This is a genomic window from Citricoccus sp. K5, assembly GCF_902506195.1.
GTDB lineage: Bacteria > Actinomycetota > Actinomycetes > Actinomycetales > Micrococcaceae > Citricoccus.
In genome coordinates this window covers 2,601,962-2,624,571 of the sequence record NZ_LR732817.1, presented here as the reverse complement: position 1 = coordinate 2,624,571, position 22,610 = coordinate 2,601,962, and the positions used below count along the sequence as shown (strand labels likewise).

Genomic DNA, 22,610 nt, shown 5'->3' with positions numbered 1-22,610 from the left:
ATCGCCCGACGCCCGCAGACGAGAATGGATTTCATGAGCACTCCAGCCGACCAGCCGGTCACCACAGCAGCCCCCGAAGATGCCGCGTCCGGTGCCGCCGGGCTGCGGGCCACGTCCCGCGTCCGCGCCTCGGAGCTCGTCGGCCGCAACTGGCTGAACACCGGCGGCACGGCGCTGGACCTGGAGTCGCTGCGCGGCAAGATCGTCATCCTGGACTTCTGGTCCTTCTGCTGTGTCAACTGCCTGCACGTACTCGACGAACTGCGGCCCCTGGAGGCGGAGTTCCATGACGTGCTCGTGACCGTAGGTGTGCACTCGCCCAAGTTCGACCACGAGGCGGACCCGGACGCGCTCGCCGCCGCCGTGGAACGCTACGACGTCCAGCATCCCGTGCTGGACGATCCGACCCTCACCACGTGGCAGGCCTACTCGGCCCGCGCCTGGCCGACCCTGGTGGTGGTGGACCCCGAGGGCTATATCGCCGCGCACCTCTCCGGTGAGGGTCACGTGGCCGGACTGACCTCGCTCGTCGACGAGCTGGTGGCCGAGCACGAGGCCAAGGGCACACTGCACCGTGGCAACGGCCCCTACGTCCCGCCAGAACCGGTGGCCCGTGACCTGAAGTTCCCCGGCAAGGCCATCGCCCTGGGAGCCCGAGGCTCGCAGCCCGGCACCTTCCTGGTGGCGGACACCGGCCACCACCGTCTCGTGGAGCTGGCCGGGGACCTCACCACGGTGGTGCGCACCATCGGCGGTGCGGTCGCCGAGGGCGCCGGGTCCAAGGGGACCGACGACGGCGGCCCGGAGACCGTGCGCTTCAACGAGCCCCAGGGGCTGGCGCTGCTGCCCGAGGGCGTCGCCACCGCGGTGGGTTATGACGTGGTGGTGGCGGACACCGTCAACCACCGTCTGCGGGGGGTGAGCCTGGCGGACGGTTCCGTCCGGACGCTGGCCGGCAATGGCGTCCAGCGGCTGATCGACCCGGAGCGGGCGCGCGTGGCCGCGGACCCGGAGAACCCGGAGGAGACGGTCTCCCTCGAGCCGTTCGGCACCGACCCGCTGCAGACCTCCCTGTCCAGCCCGTGGGACGTTCTCTGGTCCACCGCCGAGGACACCCTCATCGTGGCCATGGCCGGCACCCACCAGATCTTCAGCTTCGACCCCCGCACAGCGGAGCTCGCCGTCTACGCCGGGACCGGACTGGAGGGCCTGGAGGACGGAGCCCCGGACGTGGCCTGGTTCGCCCAGACCTCCGGGCTGGCCGAGTCGGCCGACGGCACCCTGTGGCTGGCGGACTCCGAGTCCTCCGCCCTGCGCTCGATCACCCCGGCCATCGGCGCGGAAGCTCGGGAGCGCCAGGTGAGCTCCGCCGTCGGGACCGGCCTGTTCGATTTCGGCTTCCGGGACGGGGCCGCCGAGCAGGCACGCTTCCAGCACCCGCTGGGCGTGGCCGCACTGCCGGATGGGTCCGTGCTGGTAGCGGACACCTACAACGGGGCCATCCGCCGGTATGCCCCGGCCGGGGTGGCCGCTGATGGCCGCGCCACCGAGGCCGAGGTGTCCACCGTGGCCCGCGGCCTGAAGGAGCCCTCGGACATCCTGGTCGAACCGGACGCCGACGGGAACCCCGCCTCGATCGTGGTGGTGGAGACCAACGCCCACCACCTGGTGCGGCTGTCCGTGCCGGACGAGTACCTGCAGGTGGACGAGGGCGCGCTGCAGACCCAGCGTCCCCGGACCGCCATCGCCGCCGGGGACGTGGAGCTGGCCGTGGCGTTCAAGGCACCGACCGGGCAGAAACTGGACGACCGCTGGGGCGACCCCACGCAGCTGAAGATCTCGTCCTCCCCGGAGAACCTGCTCCTGGGTGGCGACGGCACCTCCACCGGACTGCACCGCACCCTGCGGATCAACCCGGACGTGGCCGAGGGGGTCCTGCACATCACCGCACGCGCCGCCTCCTGCGACGGCGAGAAGGGCCAGCCGATCCCGGACCACGCCGCCTGCCACCTCTACCAGCAGGACTGGGGCATCCCGGTGACCGTGCACTCCGGAACCGGTGTGACCGAAGCCGCGACCGAGGCGGCGACATTGCCGGAGACCCGTCTGGACCTGGACCTGCGCGGGATACACTGACAAGCGCCAGCACCGCACCCGACACCCGAAGGCGGCAGATGTCCCATGACCACCCTGGTTGTAGCCTCCTCACAGCACGGTTCCACCCGAGAGATCGCCGAACGGATCGCCAAGGTCCTGCGCGTGAACAAGGGCGTGACCACCGTGGTGGAGCACCCGAAGGACGCCCCGAAGTGGCTCGCGACGGTCGACGCCGTGGTGGTGGCCCTGCCGATCTACCGTGATGCACTGGACAAGACCGGCAAGGCGTTCCTGGACACCCACCGCGCCGAGCTGGCGGACAAGTCCCTGTTCATCCTCGCCTCCGGCGCCGCGCCCTCGATCAACCCGCGGCTGCAGGCCACCATCGATTCCTACGGGCCCCGGGACACCGCCTACCTGCGCGGCGCCCTGACGGAGGAGAAGCTCGGCTTCCTGGACAAGCTGAGCATCAAGCTGGTCAAGGGCCAGTACGGTGACTTCCGCAACTGGGAAGCCATCGAGGCCTGGGGCAAGTCGCTGTCCGACCGCGGCGCCCACTGATTCTCGACCTCCGGTAGTTCGGGGGTGCCGGGATTCCTTGACGCATCCCTCACCGGGGTCCACGGTTGCAGGACGTGAACGCCGTTGAGGGATGCGGAACATGAACACACTCTCGAAGTCCCCCCCGGTCTCGTCTTCCAGACCAACCCCTCCCGGGCCATGACCCGGTTGGCCGCCTACACACAGTCCAATCTCGCCTCGCTGATCCACCCCCGTACCGGGGAATCAGCGTTCAACCCGGTCGGCGGCCTCGAGACCGCCGAGCCGCTGGTGGACCCGGAGGGGGCCCGGCTCCGCGGGTGAGGCCGGGTCAGCCGGCCGAATACCCCATCCGCCGGCTGGCGGCCAGGCCGGTCCGGTGCAGGGCCTCCAGCACCGAGGAATCGCCGTCGGGGGAGAAACGGAAGGCCGGGCCGGACACGCTGATGCTCGCGATCACCGCGCCCCGGTGGTCGTGGACCGGGACGGCCACCGAGGACAGCCCGATCTCGTACTCCTCCCGGGTCACGGCGTGCCCGGCGTGCGCCGCCTGCAGCAACTCCTCCTCGAGCCGGGCCCGTGACGTGATCGTCCGGGCGGTGAACCGCGGCAGGCGGGTCCCCTGCAGCAGTTGCCGGCGGTCCTCCGTGGACAGGGCCGCCAGCAGCACCTTGCCTGAGGCTGTGGCATGCAATGGCGTCAGGCTGCCGATCCAGTCCTGGGTGGCCAGCGTGGACGGGCCGAGGGCCTGGTCCACGTTGACGGCGTAGCCCGAGCGGAGCACGGCCAGGTTCACGGTCTCCTTCACCGCGGTGGCGAGATCCTGCAGCAGGGGGCCGGCCTCCTGCACCAGGTTCAACCGCCCCGGGATGGCGGCGGCCAGGCGCAGGACGCCGAACCCCAGCTGGTACTTGCCGCGGTCATGGTCCTGCTGCACCAGTTCCCGTGACACCAGGGCGCCGAGCAGGCGGGACACCGTGGACTTGTGGATCCCCATCTCCGCGGCGATCTCGCTGACCCCGGCCCGGCCTTCCCGGGCGAGGATCTGCAGGACGGTGGCGGCCCGGTCCACTGACTGCACCCCGGAGGCGACACCACCGTTGACGGCGGCATTGGCGGTGTACGGCCCGGGCCGGACACCGCCCTCATCCTCAAACGGCGGCATCCAACCCCCGCTGGCGGAGGATCTCGCGCTGGTTCGGGTTGACGGAGGGCCGGAAGGGGACCTCGACCACCTCGGCGGCCACGGGGCTGCCCGGGACATCGGAGTACTCGTCCGGCAGCTGGACCCACAGCTGGGTCCCCATCCCGGTGAAGTCCACCGGCACGTAGCCCATGGCGATGTTCTGGCCGAGCTCTGGTGAGAACCAGGGGGAGGTGACGTAGCCGACCGGCTCGCCCGCGCCGCCGTCGTGCGTGGGGCTGATGAGCCAGAAGTCCGGCGCATAGTCCTCGATGGGCTTGCCACCCAGCCGCAGGCCCACCAGCTGGTGGGTGTAGGGCGGGGTGCCGGCTTCGAGCTGGCGCCGAGCCTCCTCCAGGGCAGCCTTGCCGATGTAGTCCGCGGACTTCTGCCGGGGGACCTGATAGCCGAGGTTGGCCTGGAAGGGCAGGGTCTCCTGGTCCATGTCCTGGCCCCAGGACAGGATCCCGGCCGCGATCCGGCGGTGGTGCGCCGGGGCGACGACGGCCAGCTGGTGGGGCCTGCCGGCCTCCAGGACCGTGTTCCACAGGGTCTCTGCGTGCAGCGTGGAGTCCGTCAGGTAGATCTCGTAGCCCTTCTCCCCGCTGAAGCCGGTCTGGGAGACGATGACGGGGCAGCCGCCCACATCACCGGCCAGCAGGCCGTAGGACGGCAGCTCGGCCACGGCCGGGCCGAACAGGTCCGCCATCAGGTCCACCGACTTCGGGCCCTGGATCTGCACCGGCGAGACGTCGATCTCGCGGATGTCCACCTCGAACCGGCGGCCGACGTTGACGCCCTGAAGCCAGAACATCAGGTCAGAGTCCGAAAGGCTGAACCAGAACTCGTCCTGGGCCACGCGCAGCAGGACCGGATCGTTGAGGATCCCGCCGTCCTCGTTGCAGAGGATGACGTAGCGGGCATGCATGACGGGGATCTTGGTGGCGTCACGGGTGATGACGAAGTTCACGAAGTCCTCGGCACCGGGGCCCTGGACCCGGATCTGCCGCTCCACTGCCACGTTCCACATCGTCACGTGGTTCACGAGCGAGTCGTACTCGGCCATCATCCCGCCCTCCTCCGGCCGGACGTAGCCGCGCGGGTGGTACATGCGGTTGTAGACCGAGGCCCGCCAGCAGCCGGCCTCCATGGACAGGTGCCAATAGGGCGATTTGCGGACGCGGGTGTCGATCAGCATCTGGACCGGGGTCGGACCGGACTGCCGGAGATTGATCGGGACGGTGCGGTCACGTTGATCGATCGAGGGGACGTTGGGGTGGGTGTTCTGCATGGGGGTCATCCTCTGGGCGCTGTGGGCGGCGGGGAGGCTGCCGCGGCGACGGCCGGACCGCCTCGCCAGACGTTGCGCATCATGAACACCGTTCCGTCATGCGCATCTGGTGCGACCACCGTAGCGGCGGCGAAAGTCCCGGGGAAGAGGTGCTGTCCCGTCGGTGTGCCCGACGGCCTCAGGGAACGTTCGGCGTGTAGCGCACCGAGTCCGGGGTGACGGTGAGGTCGGCTTCCAGCGTGAACGGTTCGCGGTGCTCGACCGTGTGCTGTTCCCCGGTCACCAGGTCGATCTCGCTCAGGGACAGGATGGCCTCTGCCTCCACTGGTGCCACCGCCGTGGGATCGTCGCCCTGGGCAGGCAGCTCGTGCACGCTGGCCTGGGGGTCGCCGGCCATGGACCAGGTGATCGACTCCGGCGGAATCCGATTCACCGTGTCATAACCCATGGGGCAGCCCGCGGGGTTGAGGACCTTCTGCTCCGTGCATCCGGAGAGGAAGCGGTCCAGCTGCTCGTTGACCTCGGCGGAGACGGCGTCCGTGTACTGCAGCGCCAGGTCCAGCGTGAGGGAATCTGCCGACGGGTCGGTGGTGCTGGCCTCAGCGTCTGTGCCCCCGGCTGCGGTGTGGTCCACGACCAGCCGGGCTGGCTCGGCCTGCAGGTAGGCGCTCTCGAAGCTGGCCTCCACCACCATCGGGGGCAGTACCGCGAAGGTCCGTCCGGGCGTCTCCTCCTGCTCGGCCACCAGGGGCGCCTGGACGCCGTTCACTGAGGCGGTCAGCGGACCGGACGCGGCTTCGGGCGGCAACGGAGTCGGCACCACCTGGACCGACTGCACGGGAACCTCCGCCATCCGCCACCGGTCGAAGAAGAGCCAGTCGCGGCCGGTCCTCTCCACCGTGAAGGTGGTGCTGTGCTCCTCGCCGTCCACGGTGTAACCGACCAGGACCTCTGTTGACCGGCCGTCCGGCGTGTCCTCACCGCGGGAGACGGTGAGGTCTCCGAGGGCCGCCATGCCGGAGATCAACGGTTCGCCCTGCAGCAGGTCTGTGGCTGTGCCGGGCGCCAGTTCGGCTGGCGAACCAGCGGAACCGTCGCCGGAGGCCAGGGCCACAGCGGTCCCGCCCTCGCCTGCTGTCAGCGCTGCCAGGTAGTCCTCGACCTGGGATTCGGGGGAGTAGACCGTGGTGTTCACCGTGGTGATCGCGATGCCCCCGGCCACCAGCGACAACGCGGCGCCTCCGCCCCACCAGGCCCAGGCCGGGCCCAGTGTTCGCCTGCGGCGGTTCCCCGCTGCGGCGGCGTCTCGTCCTCCGGGTCCGTCCTGCGCCGGCCGACCGTCGGTCCCGGTGGCGTCTCTGACCTTTGGCATGACTGCCATCCTAGGATGGGCCGCCTGTACTCGTCGCAGCGCTACGCGCCCTCGTGGTGATCCTGGTGCTGGTGGCCTGCGGAGACCCGGCGTACGTCGTGGCGTTCGTGGCGTCCTGGCTCGTTCGGCTGTGGCGGGCAGCGCTCAGGCGAAGATCAGTGCGACGGCGATCATGGCCGGGATCGCCACGATGGTGGTGATGAGGATCGTGTCCTTCGAGGCCACCATGCCGGTCTCATAGCGGGAGGCCGAGACGAACACGTTCTGCGCCGTGGGCAGGGAGCCCAGGACGACCGCGATCAGCAGCTCGTTGCCCTCCATCCCGAACAGCGGCCCGGCCACGACCCACGCGAGCAGCGGATGGATCAGCAGCTTGATGGCGGAGGCCAGTGCCACGTCCGGCCGGCGGCCGGCAGCCTTCTCGAAGGGCTTGGAACCTACCAGGGACATGCCGAACGCCACCAGCATGGCCGGGATGGACGCCCCGGCGATCAAACTGATGGATTCGGCGATCGGCTCCGGCAGGACCCACCCGGTTGCTGAGAAGACCAGTCCGAGCACCGATCCGATGATCATCGGATTCACCGCGATGTGGCCGACCTGCCGCCAGAAGGCGACCCACCGGTTGGGCGGCCGCTTCGGACCGGGCGAGCGGCCGGCGTCGTGCCCTGATGGGCCTTCCGCATCCGCGCGGCGGCGGGCCTCGGCCAGGGTGGTCGAGTCCAGCGACGCCACGTAGATGGGGGTGTAGATGGCGAGCTGGAAGATCAGCACCGGGGCGGCGAGGGCGGCATCGCCGAGGACATAGGCGGCGATGGGGATGCCGAGGTTGGCGGAGTTGACCATCGAGGCGCTCAGGGCGCCGATGACGGTCTCCGAGCCGTCACGCTTCGGCAGGATGAACCGTGCCAGCAGGAGGTAGAGGCCAGCGGCGGCGAAGGCGGAGATGCCTGCGACCAGCAGCTGCGGGCCCAGCACGGACTGCACGTCAGCGGTGGAGAGCGTGTCGAAGAGCAGTGCGGGGCTGGCCACGAAGAAGGCGAGACGTGACAGGACCGGCTGACCATGGTCACCGAGGACCTTCGAACGGCCGGTGACGTAGCCGACCAGGATGATCACCCAGACGACCGTGAATCCGGAGATGACCTCCAGCACCGGCATCCCCTTCCTCTGCGGTTCCGCTCCTGAGGCTGGATCCGGCCGGATCGGGCGCACCCCGGGCAGAAAGAGAGCGGGCGACGGGAATCGAACCCGCGTATCTTGCTTGGGAAGCAAGCGCTCTACCATTGAGCTACGCCCGCAGGACACAGCCTGGTCGGCCTGTCACGCGCAGTCCAGCTTACACGGATTCCCCCGCAGGTCACTGCCGGACACGGAGTCCAGGCGGTGTCCGCCTCTGCACTGCTTCTGTACCTTGGTGGGCCCTGCGCTACCTTGGGTACGTGCTTCTCTCAGATCGCGATATCAGGGCCGAACTCGGCGCCGGACGCATCCAGCTGGACCCCTTGGTGCTTGACATGGTCCAGCCCTCCAGCGTGGACGTCCGCCTTGACCGGTTCTTCCGGCTCTTCGACAACCACAAGTACGCGCACATCGACCCGGCCGAACCGCAGGAAGAACTGACCCGGCTGGTCGAGGTGGATCCCGAGGAACCGTTCATCCTGCACCCGGGGGAGTTCGTGCTGGGTTCCACCTATGAGCAGGTCACCCTGCCGGATGACGTCGCCGCGCGCCTGGAGGGCAAGAGCTCGCTGGGCCGCCTGGGCCTGCTGACGCACTCGACCGCCGGCTTCATCGACCCCGGCTTCTCCGGGCATGTGACGCTCGAGCTGTCCAATATGGCGACCCTGCCGATCAAGCTGTGGCCCGGCTCGAAGATCGGCCAGCTCTGCTTCTTCCGGCTGTCCTCGCCGGCCGAGCACTCCTACGGCTCCGGCCCCTACCTGAACCGCTACCAGGGACAGCGCGGCCCCACGGCGTCCCGCTCGCACCAGAACTTCCACCGGACCGTCATCGAACGTTGACGGGGTCGCCTTGCCAGCTCTACGGATCAGATGCTGAATCCGTGCCCGGTGTTTGACCCGGTGACGGGGGTCGAATCCAGCAACTGATGATCAAGCGGTGCCCTACGCCGTGGCTGAGTTGCCATGAGCCTCGAACCGGCGGCGAACCACTTGGATCAAGCGACTGAAACCCTGGCCGAGGGCGAGCGACGTCAGGCGGATCACGAGCCATCCGCGTTCCTGGAACCACGCGTCTCGGTAGGCATCGGAGGCCTGCTGTGATGCCGTGCGATGGTGTCTTCCGTCGTACTGGATGGCAATCTTCTGATCTCGGTAACCCAGGTCTGCCGTTGGGGCCAAGCGGTCGCTGGGATCCCCCAGGATGATGAGGTCGGTGAGGTCCAGGAGACTGGCCATGTCCACCCAGGTTCTCGCCGGGCTGGTCAGTGGCAGCCGCCGGAACCGCACCCGATCCTCTTCTGGCACCGGTGAGCGATGGCCCGTGATGCCCTTGCGCTGGGCCGCGCCAGTCCCACCACACCACGTCAGATGGATCGTCCTGTCCGAGGCGAACGATGTCCCGTGCCTCGAGACGCTTCCTGCTGACGCCATGGCGACGTGCCTCAGCGCGGGTGAAGGGCGTGTGCTGCAGCGGTTCCGGCAGTGCGCGTCGATGGACCATGAAGCCATCGTGGTCCGGTGGAGGGTCTTGCGGGCCCGGGCCGGACAACCTGTGGACAACTGCGGTCGGGCCACGCGGAGGGAATGCCGTCGCGTCGTCGCCGGCCGTTCACGGTCCGGACCCGGCAGCCAAGTAGCATGCCCGCATGAGCACACCCAACGCGCCGGCGTCGCCCACGGCCATGGCGGACGCCGGTCCGATCGACCGCCCCCTGAACCGGAGACACGTCACCGCGTGGGCGCTGTGGGACTGGGGCTCCGCCTCCTTCAACGCGGTGATGGTGACGTTCGTGTTCGCCACCTATCTGGCCTCGGATTCATTCGGGCCGGATGACCGGGGCACGCAGTGGCTCACCGCGGCCAACGCGATCGGCGGAATCGTGGTGGCACTCACCGCTCCCGTGATGGGCCAGCGCTCGGACCGGGGCGGCCGGCGCAAGCTGTGGCTGGGCATCAACACCGGTGTGGTCATCCTGCTCACGGCCCTGTGCTTCTTCGTCCGCCCGGACGAGGCGTACCTGTTGCTCGGTGTGGTCCTGATCGCCGCCGCCAATGTGGCCTTCGAGTTCGCCGGGGTGAACTACAACGCCATGCTGCTGCAGGTGGCCACCCCGAAGACCATCGGCAAGGTCTCCGGCATCGGCTGGGGTGCGGGTTATGTGGGCGGGATCTTCCTGCTGCTCATCCTCTACGTGGGCTTCATCTCGGGGGACACGCACTGGCTCGGGGTGACCAATGACGACGCGATGAACATCCGTGTGGTGGCCCTCTTCTCAGCCCTGTGGTTCGTTGCCTTCGCCCTGCCGCTGTTCTTCAGCACCCCTGAACACCGGGGCTCCGGCGAGGAAGAGAAGGTCAGCCTGCTCGAGTCCTACCGCCGTCTCTGGCGGACCATCGTGGGATTGTGGCGGCATCAGCGCAACACCTTCTGGTTCCTGGCGTCCTCGGCCGTCTTCCGTGACGGCGTCAGCGCGGTCTTCGCCTATGGTGCCATCCTCGGCACCACGGTCTACTGCGTGGATCCGGCCGACATCCTCATCTTCGGCATCGCCGCCAACGTGGTCGCCGCCGCCGGCTCCTTCGCCGGGGGCTGGATCGATGACCGGATCGGGCCGAAGCGCGTCATCATGGGGTCGCTGGTCGGGCTGATCGTCGCCGCCGGGGTCATCTTCTTCCTCAACGGGACCACGGCCTTCTGGATCTTCGGATTGCTCCTGTGCTTCTTTGTAGGCCCCGTCCAGTCCTCGTCCCGGTCCTTCCTCGGCAGGCTGACCTCCGAAGCGCGGGCGGGGGAGATCTACGGCCTCTATGCCACCACCGGACGGGCGGTGTCCTTCCTGACCCCGGCCCTGATCTCCGTGGGGATCGCCCTGACCGGCGACTCGCGGTATATGGTCCCTGCCATCCTGCTGGTGCTGATCGCCGGCATGGCCCTGCTGGTCAGGGTGCGGGATCCGAAGACCGAGGACACCTTTTGATCCCTGCGTAAACACTGGGCAAACCGTCGGTATTCCCTTGACGCCATGAGAATAATCAGGAAATTCCGTCGCCGTGCGCCCGGTAGGATGTATCCGACCCCCCACCCGAAGATGGAGGCCGCCCCGTGCTGACTGTGCTCATTGCTCTCTTTGCAATGGCACTCGTGGCACCCTTGGTCTTCCGGGTCGCGGATCGCAACGGGTTCTACATCCTCGCCGCCGTCCCGGCCGCAGGTTTCGTCTGGCTCCTGTTCCAGTTGCCCGCCGTCCTCGAGGCTCAGGAGGCCGTCAACTCGGGGGCCTCCCCGCCCGCCGCCGCTCCCGGCGGACTCGTCCAGACCTACGAGTGGATCCCCGACCTCGGTATCAATCTGTCCTTCCGGATGGACGCCCTCGCCGCGTTCATGGGGTTGATCGTCCTTGGCGTCGGCGCTCTCGTGCTCGCGTACTGTGCCCGGTACTTCACGGTCAACGAGCCGCGCAATGCGGCCTTCGGCGCCCAGCTGATCGCTTTCGCCGGCGCCATGTTCGGACTGGTCACCACGGACGACCTGATGGTGCTCTACACGTTCTGGGAACTGACCTCCGTCCTCTCGTTCCTGCTGATCGGCTACTCCGCCCACCGCATCTTCGCGCGCCGGTCCGCTATCCAGGCCCTGATCGTCACCACCTTCGGCGGTCTGGCGATGCTGGTCGGACTGGTGATGCTCGGTCAGGCCGCCGGCACCTACCGCCTCTCCGAGATCGTGGCCCGCGGTCAGGACCTGATGGCCGGTCCCTACGGCGGCGCATTCATGGAGTGGGCCATCGTGCTCGTCCTCGTGGGTGCCCTCTCCAAGTCCGCGCAGGCTCCCTTCCACTTCTGGCTCCCGGCAGCCATGGCCGCCCCGACCCCGGTCTCCGCCTACCTCCACGCCGCCGCCATGGTCAAGGCCGGCGTCTACCTCGTCGCCCGCCTCGCCCCGGCGTTCGCGGAGTCCGGCTGGTGGCAGGCGCTCGTGCTGGGCGTCGGTCTCTGGACCATGATCGTCGGCGGCTGGCGGGCCCTGCGCCAGACGGACATCAAGCTGGTCCTGGCCTACGGAACCGTGTCCCAGCTCGGCTTCCTCATGGTCGCCAACGGGCTCGGCAACCAGGACGCCGCCATGGCAGGCCTGGCCATGCTGGTGGCCCACGCCCTGTTCAAGGCGCCCTTGTTCATGGTCGTCGGCATCATCGACCACGAGGCAGGCACACGTGATCTCGCCAAGCTCTCCGGGATCGGCCGGAACCACCCCTGGCTGACCGCCACCGCCGTCATCTGCGCCGCCTCCATGGCCGGCATCCCGCCGCTCTTCGGCTTCGTCGCCAAGGAGTCCGTCCTCGAGGCACTCCTGCACTGGGCCGAGGCCGGTTCCGGCGGCGGACTCTGGGCCGACGTCTGGGCCTGGACACCGCTCGTGGTCGTCGCGCTCGGCTCAGTCCTGACGGTGGCCTACTCGGCCCGCTTCGTGTGGGGTGCGTTCGCCACCAAGAAGCTCCGCACGGACGGTGAGCTGAAGACCGTCACGGACACGCGCTTCCACGGCCCCGTCACGTTCGGCGCCCTCGGCCCGTCCGCACTGCTGGCCCTGGCGTGCGTGGTCGGCGCCTTCATCCCCACCGTCATGGACGCCCTCCCGGTGGCCTTCGGCGGATCGATGGCGGCACTCGAACCCGGTGCCGAGCCCGCCTACCTGGCCCTGTGGCACGGCTTCACGCCGATCCTGGCCATCTCCGTGGGCATCGTCCTGCTCGGCCTTGCCCTCTACGCCGTCAAGGACGGCGTGGCCCGCTTCCAGGAGGCCGTGCCGTCCTGGGTGGACGCGCAGCGCCTCTACCGCGCCACGCTGCGGGGACTGGATGACGTGGCCGTCTGGGTCACCGGCCGCACCCAGCGCGGTTCCCTGAGCTTCTACCTCTTCATCATCCTGGCGGTCGCCTTCATCGCACCCCTGCTGGCGCTGCTGTTCCCCCACGAGCACGACGGCGGCGCGGGCATGGCCGTGTCCATCTTCAGTTCCGCGAAGTGGACGTGGGGCGATTCCGTCGCCCAGATCCTCGTCGGGGCGGCCATCATCACCGGCGCCATCGCCGCGATCCGGGCCCGAAAGCGGTTCATGGCGGTGCTGCTCGTCTCCGTGTGCGGCTACGGGCTGGCAGCCATCTTCGCTCTGCAGGGTGCCCCGGACCTGGCCCTGACGCAGCTGCTGGTGGAGTCCATCGTCCTGGTGGCCATGGTGCTCGGCCTGCGCGTGCTGCCCGCCGGCTGGTACACGCGGGACCGCACCAATATCCGCTGGGCCCACGCAGTGCTCGGCATCCTGTTCGGCCTGGTCATGATCTGGGTGGCGATCACCGTCATGGCCTCCCGGACCGCCGACCCCATCTCCCTGGAGATGCCGCAACTGGCCTATGAGGATGGCGGCGGAGCCAACATCGTCAACGTGCTGCTCGTGGACATCCGCGCCTGGGACACCTTCGGCGAGCTCACCGTGCTGGCCGCGGCCGCCACCGGGGTGGCCTCGCTGGTCTTCATCCAGCACCGGGACCGCCGCACCGGCGACCTGGACAAGGTGGCCTCCGGCTCGGTGGGCCGCTACAGCCCCAAGGGACCCGCTGAGTCCCGGCAGTTGGCCGCCCTGCGCAAGTTCGCCATCGTGGACGAGGACCAGTGGCTCGTTGCCGGGCGCACCGTGGCCCCGGAGCGACGTTCCATTATCTTCGAGGTGGTCACCCGGCTCGTGTTCCACGTGATCATCCTGCTTTCCATCTATCTCCTGCTGGCCGGCCACAACACGCCGGGCGGCGGGTTCGCCGGCGGACTGATCGCCGGCCTCGCCCTGACCATCCGCTACCTGGCCGGCGGCCGCTACGAGCTCGAACAGGCGATGCCCATCCCCGCCGGTGTCCTGCTGGGCTCGGGGCTCGCCCTGGCTGCCGTCACCGGCATGGTTCCGCTGTTCTTCGGCGGCCAGGTTTTCCAATCGGCCATCATCGACTTCACCCTGCCGGTGCTGGGGCATGTCAAGTTCGTCACGGCCACGATCTTCGACATCGGTGTCTATCTCGTGGTGGTCGGCCTGGTCATCGACGTCCTACGTTCCCTCGGCTCGGAGGTGGACCGCCGCCACGAGGTAGAGACCACGGCCCTCGTGGAGGCTGAGAAGCGTCGCCGTGAGGCCCGTGCCGGCCTCGCAGCAGCCACCTCCGACACCGCCTCGACCTCCGCCTCCGGCTCACCGGCTGGCACGACCACCACGTCCACCACCGGGTCCACCGGTGCTGCGGGGACCACGGGAACCGGGACGGTGACGCCATGAGCGTGAATATTGTGCTGCTGCTGGTCATGGGCGTGATGTACGCCGTGAGCATCTACCTGCTGCTGGAGCGGACCCTGACCCGCGTGCTGCTGGGCATGATCCTGATCACCAACGCCACGAACCTGCTGATCCTCACCATGGCCGGTGCCCCCGGCCAGGCCCCGCTCGTGGAGGACGGCGTGGACCCCAGCGCCTACACGGATCCGTTGCCCCAGGCCATGACCCTGACCTCGATCGTCATCTCTTTCGCCATTACGGCCTTCATGCTCGGCATGATCTACCGGTCCTGGAAGCTGGGCCGGCGGGACGAGGTCCTGGTGGACGCCGAGGACGTCAAGGTCGCCGAGCAGTCCTCCTTCGACGCGGAGGAGGATGCGGAGCTGCTGGAGGAGCCGTCGGAGTTCCTCGAGGAGAACGAGGACCCGAACGCGGACTACGAGCACGCCACGGCCATCAACCCCTCCACTGGTGCCCTGGCGGTCCGCCACCGTGCCGACGGCACGGTGAAGGTGAAGACGGACGCCAACCGGCACCGGCCGGGTGGCGGCCGCCCATCGCGGCACGAACCGGAGGAGGGCGAACACCCCGTCGGATCGCTCGGCCACGACGACCACCTCCCGGATGAAGACGAACGCTCCGGCAGCCCCCGGTCCCGACCACGGGGCCGCGAACCGAAGGACGGTGAGTGATGGACCTGGACATCGTCTCCCTCGCACCCCTCGCGGTCCTGCTGCCGATCCTCGGCGCAGCCCTGGCCTTCGTGTTGGTCCGCCGCCCCAAGGCGCAGATCGCCACCACCGTCACCACCATCACCCTGACACTGCTCCTCGAGTGCCTCCTGCTGGCCGCCACGTGGGACACGGGTGCCGTGGCCGTCTTCCTCGGCGGCTGGGAGGCCCCGTGGGGCATCACGATGGTGGTGGACCGGTTCTCGGCCCTGATGCTGGTGGTGTCCTCGGCGATCGTGCTAGCGGTGCTGATCTACGCCTCCGCGCAGGGCATCACGGACCAGGACCAGGGCGGTCCGGTCTCGATCTTCCACCCCACGTTCCTGATCCTGGTGGCGGGCGTGTCCAACGCCTTCCTCGCCGGTGACCTCTTCAACCTCTACGTCGGGTTCGAGATCCTCTTGACAGCTTCATATGTGCTGCTGACCCTGGGAGGCACCGGACCGCGTATCCGAGCGGGTGTGACCTACGTGGTGGTCTCGGTGATCTCCTCGGTGCTCTTCCTGATCGCCATCGCCATGATCTACGGCGCCACGGGCACCATCAACATGGCCGACGTGGCCGTCAAGATCGCGGAACTGGATCCGGACGTCCAGATGGTGCTGCACGTGATGCTGCTCGTCGGCTTCGGCATCAAGGCCGCCGTGTTCCCGCTGTCCTTCTGGCTGCCCGACTCCTACCCGACGGCCCCTGCCCCCGTGACCGCCGTGTTCGCGGGCTTGCTCACCAAGGTCGGCGTCTACGCGATCATCCGGACCGAAACGCTGCTGTTCCCGGGAGACCGGGTGAACTCGCTGCTGCTCTGGGTGGCCCTGCTGACGATGATCGTCGGCATCCTCGGCGCCCTCGCTCAGAACGACATCAAGCGTGTCCTGTCCTTCACGCTCGTCTCCCACATCGGCTTCATGATCTTCGGCGTGGCCATGGCCAGTGTGCTCGGGCTGGGGGCCACGGTGTTCTACGTGGTGCACCACATCACGGTGCAGACCGGTCTGTTCCTCGTCACCGGACTGATCGAGCAGCGGGCCGGGTCCGCCAACATCGACCGTCTCGGCGGGATGGCGAAGATCTCACCGCTGATCGCGATCCTGTTCTTCATCCCGGCCATGAACCTGGGCGGCATCCCGCCGTTCTCCGGCTTCCTCGCCAAGATCGGACTGATCCAGGCAGGCGTGGGCGCGGATCACGGCATGGCGTGGGCGCTTGTGGCCGCCTCGGTGGTGACCTCGCTGTTGACGCTGCTGGTGATGGTCCGCGTGTGGACCCGCTCGTTCTGGCGCCGGGTGGAGGACGTCGAGCACCCGCCGGCCAAACTGGTCCTGGCGTTGGAGGAGACGGAGGCCCGGCGCGCCGGCCGGAGCGCCAGGGCTGTCGCGGTCGAGACGCAGACCAAGACCGCAACGCACGCCGGTACCAAGGTCCTGACTAAGACCCAGACCAAGACCCAGATCAAGACCCCGACCAAGATCGCCAAGGGACCGGCCCGCGGCATGGTCTATCCGACGATCGGGCTCGTGGCCTTCGGCCTGGCCTTCACCGTGTTCGCCGGACCGCTCTACGCGTTCTCTGACCGGGCCGCCACGGACATGCTCCTGCGCACGCCCTATATCGAGGCCGTCCTCGGCCCGGAGGCCGCCGCCCAGGCGGAGCGGGACCTGGGTGGACTGGAGGAACGGGGCATCCATGTCCCGGACCAGGACAACAGCGGACCGGGCGTGCTGGATTCCATCCCCGGGGATTCCGAGGGGCATGATGTCGGCGACAGCACGGAAGGGGGGCAGCCATGAGCACCGGCCCGGACGACCAGGACGGTGGCCGCTCCTTCTGGAGCCAATGGCCGATCCTCCTGGGGCTGACCCTCACGTGGGGCGCCCTCTGGGAGGACTTCTCGCCGGGGGTGCTACTGGCCGGCGTCGTGTTCTCGATGCTGACGTTGAGCTTCTACCGGCTGCCACGGGTGAACTTCTCGGACCGCTTCAACCTCTGGTATGCCCTGGTCTTCACGTTCCGGTTCCTCTGGCACGTGGTGACCGCCTCCATCTCGGTGGCCTGGGACGCTATCACGCAGGGGCCCAAGATCGTCAACTCCGTGGTGGCGGTCCCGCTGCGCAGCCACGATGACCTGATCGTCACGCTCACGGGCCATGCGTTAGCCTTGGTGCCCGGCTCCCTGGTCATCGACGTGGACCGGCCCAGCTCGACCCTGTACCTGCACTGCCTGAACGTGGACAATGCGGAGGCGGTCGAGGGCTTCCGGGCCGAGGCCCTGAGCACCGAGGCCGCGATCATCCGGGCCATCGGCACCAAGGCGGACCTGGCCCTGGTGCGGGAGGACGAGGCGCGTCGCGCCGACGCCACGGCGGGGAGGAGGCTCGGATGACGATGCTGGAAGGGGCAGGGATCATCTGCCTGATCCTGCTGGGCGTGGGTGCCCTGGCGGCGATCTACCGGATCGTCCGCGGGCCCTCGATCCTGGATCGGGCCATCGCCACGGACGTGCTGTTGATCGTCATCTCGTCCGCGCTGTGCGTGGAGATGGCCGTCAACCACCACACGGACAACATCGTGTTCGTGGTGGTGGCCTCCGTGATCGGATTCGTGGGATCGGTGACGCTGTCCCGGTTCGTGGCCGAGGCCAGGAAGGAGCCCAGTGAACGTGCCTGACCTGGACTGGATCCAGATCTCCGACGGCATCGCCGCCGTGCTGTTGGTCCTCGGTGCCCTGATGTCCACCGTGGCCGGGATCGGCCTGTTCCGGTTCCCGGACCAGCTCTCCCGCATGCACGCCGGCACGAAGCCCCAGGTGCTCGGGCTGCTGCTAATGCTGATGGCCCTGGCCTTCGCCTGGCGGGCGTGGGTGTGGGTGCCGATACTGGTGCTGGCGTGGGTGCTGCAGATGCTCACCGCGCCGGTCTCCGCCCACCTCGTGGGCCGGGCGGGCTACCGCACCAAGCACCTCAAGCCGGAATTCCACTACGTGGACGAACTCGCGGACGTGGTCGCCCGTCAGGACGACGCGGGCAAGCCGGCCGCCACGGCCCACGACCAGCGGACCGTCCCGAAGGACGACCCGACGGACCAGCAGGGCCGCGACTGAACCCGCCCCGCTGGGCCGGCTGAGTCCGGGCGTCTCTCGCTTGGCGCGACCGTCGCCGCCGGTGAGCTGAACCGGTCCGAGTCCGGCCGGCGTCGGACCTCAGACCTCGGCGGTCCCGGCCTTGGACTTCGAGCGGGACTGGATGGCCTTCACGGCGGAATTCGCGCCGCGCTTGGACGAGACGCGGATGATCGCGGAGATGCCCGCGGAGATGGTGGCGAAGGTGATGGCGCTCCACATGTTGGCCTCGGTGTCGTCCAGGTCCTTCGGAGCGTCATGGCCGGTGATCTTCCTCCAGGCGAACTCCACGACCTTGGTGCCGATGATGCCACCGCCGATGGTGATTCCGGTGGCGATGAGCTTTTCCACGAGGGTGTTCACGGGTTCCTCCAGGACGTTGACGGTGGTCATTGCGCGTTCAGGGTCAGCCTAACGGGTCACCGGGCCGGACGCGCCCCGGGTGGACTATGATGGACGGACACTGTGAACGACAGGGGAGCACCTTCGGGTGCTGAGAGTGCGCTCAGCGCAGACCCTCGAACCTGCTCCGGCTAGCACCGGCGAAGGAAGTCGAGTTCTCTGATGGAACGTCAGGAACCGTCCGGCAGCATCCGCGTGCGGGTGTCCGTGGCGTACCGTTCCGTTCCGTCCCCCTCCTTGTATCCCTGAGGAGGAACACCACATGGTCTCCATGAAGACCGGCAACACCCCGCACCACCCCGGCACCACCCCCGAGCCCGACGCCGGCCACGCGCCGTCCACAGGCACCGGAACCACCACCACCGGCGCCGGGCGGGCGTCCCGCAACGCCCCGAACCGGCGCTCCTGGCGGGTGGTGGACATCGTCGTGGCCGCCGTCATCGCGGTGGCCTCCGGCGTCATCTTCTGGGCCTGGAACCTGGCCTATGCCGGACTGAGCCCCGCCTTCGCGGCCTTCCCGCCGTCCTCCGCCCTGGTGGCCGGGATGTGGCTCTTCCCGGCCGTGCTCGGCGGGCTCATCATCCGCAGGCCCGGTGCCGCGCTGTTCACCGAACTGGTCGCAGCGACCGTCTCCGCGTTGCTCGGCTCCCAGTTCGGCCTGACCGTGCTCGCCTCCGGCGTGATCCAGGGCCTCGGCGCCGAACTGATCCTGCTGGCCTTCCTCTACCGCCGCTTCACCCTGCCGGTAGCCCTGCTCGCCGGCCTGCTCACGGGCCTCTTCGGCGGCATCAATGACGCGTTCATCTTCAACTGGTTCCCCGAGTACACCCTGGATTGGAAGCTGATCTACGTGGGACTGGTGGGCGTGTCCGGGGTGGTGATCGCCGGCCTGCTGTCCTGGCTGGCCACGCGCGGGCTCGCGGCCACGGGCGCCCTGTCCGCCCTGGCCTCCCGCCGTGCCCACCAGGAGCCGGTGGCCTGAGCGGTGCCGGGAGCACGCATCACCGCGGCGGGCTGGGGCTGGCGCCACGCCGGCCGGCCGGTGCCCGCCGTCGCGGATCTGGACCTAGAGGTGCCGGCGGGGCAGAAGGTCCTGCTGGCCGGGCCCTCCGGTGCCGGCAAGTCCACCCTGCTCTACGCCCTCGCCGGGGTGCTGGACCCCGCCGACGAGTCCGAGGAGACCGGATCCCTGCGGGTGGACGGCACCGTGTCCCGCCAGCTGCGCGGCCACGCCGGTCTGGTCCAGCAGGACCCCGAGACCCAGGTGATCCTGTCCCGCGTCGGCGATGATGCCGCGTTCGGCGCCGAGAACCTGCAGGTGCCCAGGGACCAGATCTGGGACCGTGTCCGGGACGCCCTGGACGCCGTGGGGCTGGGCGAGGATCAGGGGATCTCCCTGGCCCGGGACACCTCGCGACTCTCCGGCGGGCAGAAACAACGCCTCGCCCTGGCCGGGATCCTGGCGATGCGCCCGCCGTTGATCCTGTTGGACGAGCCGACCGCCAACCTGGATCCGGCCGGGGTGCTGGAGGTCCGCGACGCCGTGCTCGCCGTCGTCGAGCGGACTGGGGCGACTCTGCTCGTGGTCGAGCACCGGTTGGCGATCTGGGCCGACCACGTGGACCGCATGCTCGTCCTGGAACCCGGCGGCGGCATCAGTCACGACGGTTCCCCGGGCGAACTCCTGGCCCCGGGCCGCGTCCGGGACGAGCTGGCCGCGGCGGGCGTCTGGGTGCCCGGCCGCGTTCCGACAGTGACGGAGACCCGCCCGACGCCGGCACCCCCCGGTGCGCTGTTGACCGCGCGCGGTCTGGCCGTCTCGAAGGAGCCGGTGACACCGGGATGGCGTCGGCGCTTCGGCCCCACCCCGACGCCGGTCCAGGCGGACCTGGACCTGGAGCTGGGGGCCGGCGAAGCCGTCGTCGTGACCGGGGCCAACGGCAGCGGGAAGTCCACGCTGCTGCTGACCCTGGCCGGCCTGATCCCCTCCCACGCTGGCACGCTGACGGCGGGCGCCGCGCTCAAGGGGGAGCGGGCCGGCCACCTGCCGGACGACCCGCACCGGTGGAAAGCCGCTGACCTGGTCAGCCGGATCGGCACCGTCTTCCAGGAGCCCGAGCACCAGTTCGTCGCCACCACCGTGCGGGAAGAATTGCTGTTCGGGCCCCGCCATGCCCGCGACCCCGAGAGCGGGCGGCGGCTGTTCACCGACGTGGAGGCAGCCCAACGGGCGGACGGGCTGTTGGCAGCGCTGAACCTGGAATCGCTGGCAGAGGTCAACCCGTTCACGCTCTCCGGCGGGGAGAAGAGGCGGCTGTCCGTGGCCACGGTACTGGCGGCCGGGCCCGAGGTGGTGTTCCTCGACGAGCCGACCTTCGGCCAGGACGCCAACACGTGGGCCGTGCTCACGGGCTTGCTGCGCGGATTGGTGGCCGAGGGCCGCTCGGTGCTGGCCGTGACCCACGACGCCGACTTCGCCGCGGCGCTCGACGCCCGGACGATCGAGCTGGAGGTGGCCGCGTGACGGTGCCCGTCGCCGCCCTCTCCGCTCCGTCCCGCCCGGCGGCCGGCTCGGTTTTCGAGCGTGCCAACCCGCTGGCCAAGCTCGCGGCACTGCTGCCGGTGACGGCGGTGCTGGTGGCGACGATGGACTGGGTGTCCTCCGGGATCGTGCTGGTGGCCGCCGTGGCCCTCTTGCCGTGGTCCGGGATCCGGGTCGGCGCGTTCTTCCGCCGGGCCTGGGTGCTGGTGGCGGCCGCGCTGGTGTCCGCGTGGGGCACCGCCCTGGTCGGCGAGGACTCCGGACCCCTGCTGTTCGAGGCGGGGCCGGTGAGCATCTCCGAGGGCTCAGTCCTGGCCGGGCTGGCCACCGGGCTGCGCATCCTCGCGGTGGCGCTGCCCGGCGTGATGGTCTTCATCACCACCGACCCCACGGACCTGGCCGACGCCCTGTCCCAGCGGCTGCGGCTGCCCGCCCGCTTCGTCCTCGGATCCCTCGCGGCCTTCCGGCTGCTGGGCGTGCTGACGGAGGAATGGCGGACCCTCGGCCAGGCCCGGCGGGCCCGCGGCGTCGGAACGGGAGGCAATCCACTCCGCCGGCTGGGCTCCTGGCTCGGTCAGGTCTTCGGGCTCATGGTGCAGGCCATCCGCCGGGCCACCAAGCTTGCCATCACGATGGAGGCCCGGGGCTTCGGAACCGGCGACCGCACCTGGGCGCGGCAGTCCCGGTTCGGCGCGGTGGACGCCTGGGTGGTTCTGGGAGGCCTCGGGCTGTCCGCGCTCGCCGTAGGCCTGTCCGTGGCCACCGGGGCCTTCAACCTCGTGTGGGCGTGACACGGCGCGCTGTGTGGGACTGCTCCTAAGATCCTGGACTCTCCTGGTGCCGTCAGAAGCGCCCTGAACCACGCCTTGTCCTGGCCGTGGGCAGGCGTTTCCTGCTCCAGCCGGGCTCCGCGTTCGAACGCACCCCTTGGATCTCTGCACTCATGGACACGGATGACCTCCATCAAGAGCGAACCGGAGCGAAGAGCATGACCCAGTGATCACGTTCTGGGTCGTGGAGCATCTGACTCTCGAAGGACAGAGCCCCCTTGGTGGGATGGTGAACATTCTTCATCGCCGTTCTCCGCGTCCCTACCTCGCCAAGCGCCCAGATGTCGGCGAATTCTGACCCCCGCCCCAGCAACTCGTTGAGTAAGCCCTGAAGGCGTTCATCCTCGGGGTACCGACTCAGAGCGCGGCGGAACTCCGCGGCGGCCAGCAGGCGTAGCTGTCTAGCGCCTGTACACCCAAGTACCGTGGAGAGCCCTTTCGCGGTGAAAGCCTGGTGGACAATATTTCGGCCGTAGGGGCCGTCATCGAAGAGTGGTGCGAACAGTTCTGTGGCAGTGGCGTTGATCGACAGCATGTCCAGCCGACCGTCGTGGACCGTCACCGGCGTGGAGCCCTCCAGGCTGGCAAGCAACTGCCGGACCCCAGGGCTGATCGTTGTGGACGGCGCAAGTGGCTCCGGCGGCAGCTCACCGGCAAGTCGGAACAAATGCTCTGCCTCAATGGTGGAGAGCTGCAGGGCTGCTCCCAACGCACTGAGGATCTCGCGTGAGGGGCGAAGCGCGCGCCCCTGTTCGAGGCGGGTGTAGTACTCACTGGATATTCCTGCGATATCGGACAGTTCATGCCGGCGAAGCCCTGGCACTCGACGAGCAGAGAGCCGCGACCGTTCTTGCTGACCTGGGGGCTTCATCAGCGCTCTTCGGTGCCGGAGGAACTCTCCCAGATTTGGGCGAGCGTTGTGTGCCATGGATACATTCTGCCTTGGCGAGGAGCATCCCACCAAGGCTGCGTGGTCCTGCCGGTACCAGTCTCAGAGGGGCGTTCCT

21 protein-coding genes, 1 tRNA gene and 1 riboswitch are annotated in these 22,610 nt (G+C 69.0%); of the genes, 14 read left to right on the top strand and 8 right to left on the bottom strand.

Going from position 1 to position 22,610, the window contains the following annotated elements; genetic code table 11:
* Positions 1–33: 33 nt before the first annotated feature.
* The 3 genes from BOSE125_RS11745 (at position 34) to BOSE125_RS11735 (ending at position 2,961) form a co-directional block, all read left to right on the top strand.
* Positions 34–2,136 carry an NHL domain-containing thioredoxin family protein gene (locus BOSE125_RS11745; protein ID WP_159552738.1) on the top strand — a complete coding sequence of 701 codons (2,103 nt, stop codon included), beginning with the start codon at positions 34–36 and terminating at the stop codon, positions 2,134–2,136.
* A gap of 45 nt (positions 2,137–2,181) precedes the next feature.
* Entirely contained in the window at positions 2,182–2,658 is a 477-nt protein-coding gene (locus tag BOSE125_RS11740; protein WP_159552736.1) for a flavodoxin domain-containing protein, read from the top strand.
* Positions 2,659–2,817: 159 nt separating this feature from the next.
* Positions 2,818–2,961, top strand: a complete 144-nt coding sequence (locus tag BOSE125_RS11735) for a hypothetical protein (RefSeq protein WP_201301192.1) — start codon at positions 2,818–2,820, stop codon at positions 2,959–2,961.
* A 7-nt stretch (positions 2,962–2,968) separates the two neighbouring features.
* On the opposite strand, the gene BOSE125_RS11730 is transcribed toward BOSE125_RS11735, so the two are convergent.
* The 5 genes from BOSE125_RS11730 to BOSE125_RS11710 all read right to left on the bottom strand — a co-directional run bounded on the left by BOSE125_RS11730 (position 2,969) and on the right by BOSE125_RS11710 (position 7,784).
* On the bottom strand, positions 2,969–3,802 hold the full coding sequence (locus BOSE125_RS11730) for an IclR family transcriptional regulator (RefSeq protein WP_159552732.1): 834 nt from the start codon (positions 3,800–3,802) through the stop codon (positions 2,969–2,971).
* Positions 3,789–5,111: a glycine cleavage T C-terminal barrel domain-containing protein gene (locus tag BOSE125_RS11725; protein WP_159552730.1), complete on the bottom strand. Its 1,323-nt coding sequence runs from the start codon at positions 5,109–5,111 to the stop codon at positions 3,789–3,791. The genes BOSE125_RS11730 and BOSE125_RS11725 overlap by 14 nt, the downstream gene beginning before the upstream one ends.
* Positions 5,112–5,289: 178 nt before the next feature.
* The gene (locus BOSE125_RS11720) at positions 5,290–6,483 is read right to left on the bottom strand and encodes a hypothetical protein (protein ID WP_159552728.1); all 1,194 of its coding nucleotides are present in this window, start codon (positions 6,481–6,483) and stop codon (positions 5,290–5,292) included.
* Between the two features lie 144 nt (positions 6,484–6,627).
* Complete coding sequence (locus BOSE125_RS11715; RefSeq protein ID WP_159555115.1) at positions 6,628–7,638, bottom strand: AEC family transporter; 1,011 nt, start codon at positions 7,636–7,638, stop codon at positions 6,628–6,630.
* Between the two features lie 75 nt (positions 7,639–7,713).
* Positions 7,714–7,784: transfer RNA gene (locus tag BOSE125_RS11710), tRNA-Gly, on the bottom strand.
* A gap of 141 nt (positions 7,785–7,925) precedes the next feature.
* Here BOSE125_RS11710 and dcd point away from each other — a divergent pair.
* Positions 7,926–8,507: a dCTP deaminase gene (gene dcd / locus BOSE125_RS11705; RefSeq protein WP_159552726.1), complete on the top strand. Its 582-nt coding sequence runs from the start codon at positions 7,926–7,928 to the stop codon at positions 8,505–8,507.
* A 102-nt stretch (positions 8,508–8,609) separates the two neighbouring features.
* Here dcd and BOSE125_RS11700 read toward each other — a convergent pair whose 3' ends face one another.
* Entirely contained in the window at positions 8,610–8,903 is a 294-nt protein-coding gene (locus BOSE125_RS11700) for a DUF559 domain-containing protein (RefSeq protein ID WP_159552724.1), read from the bottom strand.
* A 410-nt stretch (positions 8,904–9,313) separates the two neighbouring features.
* Between BOSE125_RS11700 and BOSE125_RS11695 the strand changes: the two genes are divergently transcribed.
* From BOSE125_RS11695 to mnhG, 7 genes are all read left to right on the top strand, one after another.
* The gene (locus BOSE125_RS11695) at positions 9,314–10,645 is read left to right on the top strand and encodes an MFS transporter (RefSeq protein WP_201301191.1); all 1,332 of its coding nucleotides are present in this window, start codon (positions 9,314–9,316) and stop codon (positions 10,643–10,645) included.
* 125 nt (positions 10,646–10,770) lie between these two features.
* Positions 10,771–13,986, top strand: a complete 3,216-nt coding sequence (locus BOSE125_RS11690) for a Na+/H+ antiporter subunit A (protein ID WP_159552722.1) — start codon at positions 10,771–10,773, stop codon at positions 13,984–13,986.
* Positions 13,983–14,675: a Na(+)/H(+) antiporter subunit C gene (locus BOSE125_RS11685; protein WP_159552720.1), complete on the top strand. Its 693-nt coding sequence runs from the start codon at positions 13,983–13,985 to the stop codon at positions 14,673–14,675. The genes BOSE125_RS11690 and BOSE125_RS11685 overlap by 4 nt, the downstream gene beginning before the upstream one ends.
* On the top strand, positions 14,675–16,501 hold the full coding sequence (locus BOSE125_RS11680) for a Na+/H+ antiporter subunit D (RefSeq protein ID WP_159552718.1): 1,827 nt from the start codon (positions 14,675–14,677) through the stop codon (positions 16,499–16,501). Before BOSE125_RS11685 ends, BOSE125_RS11680 begins: the two co-directional genes overlap by 1 nt.
* Complete coding sequence (locus tag BOSE125_RS11675) at positions 16,498–17,094, top strand: Na+/H+ antiporter subunit E (RefSeq protein WP_159552716.1); 597 nt, start codon at positions 16,498–16,500, stop codon at positions 17,092–17,094. Before BOSE125_RS11680 ends, BOSE125_RS11675 begins: the two co-directional genes overlap by 4 nt.
* The gene (locus BOSE125_RS11670) at positions 17,091–17,378 is read left to right on the top strand and encodes a monovalent cation/H+ antiporter complex subunit F (RefSeq protein ID WP_201301190.1); all 288 of its coding nucleotides are present in this window, start codon (positions 17,091–17,093) and stop codon (positions 17,376–17,378) included. Before BOSE125_RS11675 ends, BOSE125_RS11670 begins: the two co-directional genes overlap by 4 nt.
* A gap of 61 nt (positions 17,379–17,439) precedes the next feature.
* Positions 17,440–17,811 (top strand): monovalent cation/H(+) antiporter subunit G, encoded by a 372-nt coding sequence (gene mnhG / locus BOSE125_RS11665; RefSeq protein WP_236558183.1) that lies wholly within the window; start codon positions 17,440–17,442, stop codon positions 17,809–17,811.
* Between the two features lie 99 nt (positions 17,812–17,910).
* Here mnhG and BOSE125_RS11660 read toward each other — a convergent pair whose 3' ends face one another.
* On the bottom strand, positions 17,911–18,222 hold the full coding sequence (locus tag BOSE125_RS11660; RefSeq protein ID WP_236557947.1) for a DUF4235 domain-containing protein: 312 nt from the start codon (positions 18,220–18,222) through the stop codon (positions 17,911–17,913).
* Between the two features lie 71 nt (positions 18,223–18,293).
* Positions 18,294–18,397: riboswitch (TPP riboswitch) on the top strand.
* 96 nt (positions 18,398–18,493) lie between these two features.
* Here BOSE125_RS11660 and BOSE125_RS11655 point away from each other — a divergent pair.
* Genes BOSE125_RS11655 through BOSE125_RS11645 form a run of 3 tightly spaced genes read left to right on the top strand, consistent with a single transcriptional unit; the run spans position 18,494 to position 21,564 of the window.
* Positions 18,494–19,213 carry an ECF transporter S component gene (locus tag BOSE125_RS11655; RefSeq protein ID WP_236557946.1) on the top strand — a complete coding sequence of 240 codons (720 nt, stop codon included), beginning with the start codon at positions 18,494–18,496 and terminating at the stop codon, positions 19,211–19,213.
* A gap of 3 nt (positions 19,214–19,216) precedes the next feature.
* The gene (locus BOSE125_RS11650) at positions 19,217–20,755 is read left to right on the top strand and encodes an ABC transporter ATP-binding protein (RefSeq protein ID WP_159552714.1); all 1,539 of its coding nucleotides are present in this window, start codon (positions 19,217–19,219) and stop codon (positions 20,753–20,755) included.
* A gap of 2 nt (positions 20,756–20,757) precedes the next feature.
* Complete coding sequence (locus tag BOSE125_RS11645; RefSeq protein WP_159555103.1) at positions 20,758–21,564, top strand: energy-coupling factor transporter transmembrane protein EcfT; 807 nt, start codon at positions 20,758–20,760, stop codon at positions 21,562–21,564.
* A gap of 172 nt (positions 21,565–21,736) precedes the next feature.
* Here BOSE125_RS11645 and BOSE125_RS11640 read toward each other — a convergent pair whose 3' ends face one another.
* A complete protein-coding gene (locus BOSE125_RS11640) occupies positions 21,737–22,531 on the bottom strand; it encodes a helix-turn-helix domain-containing protein (protein WP_159552712.1) in 795 nt (264 codons plus the stop codon).
* Positions 22,532–22,610 lie beyond the last annotated feature (79 nt).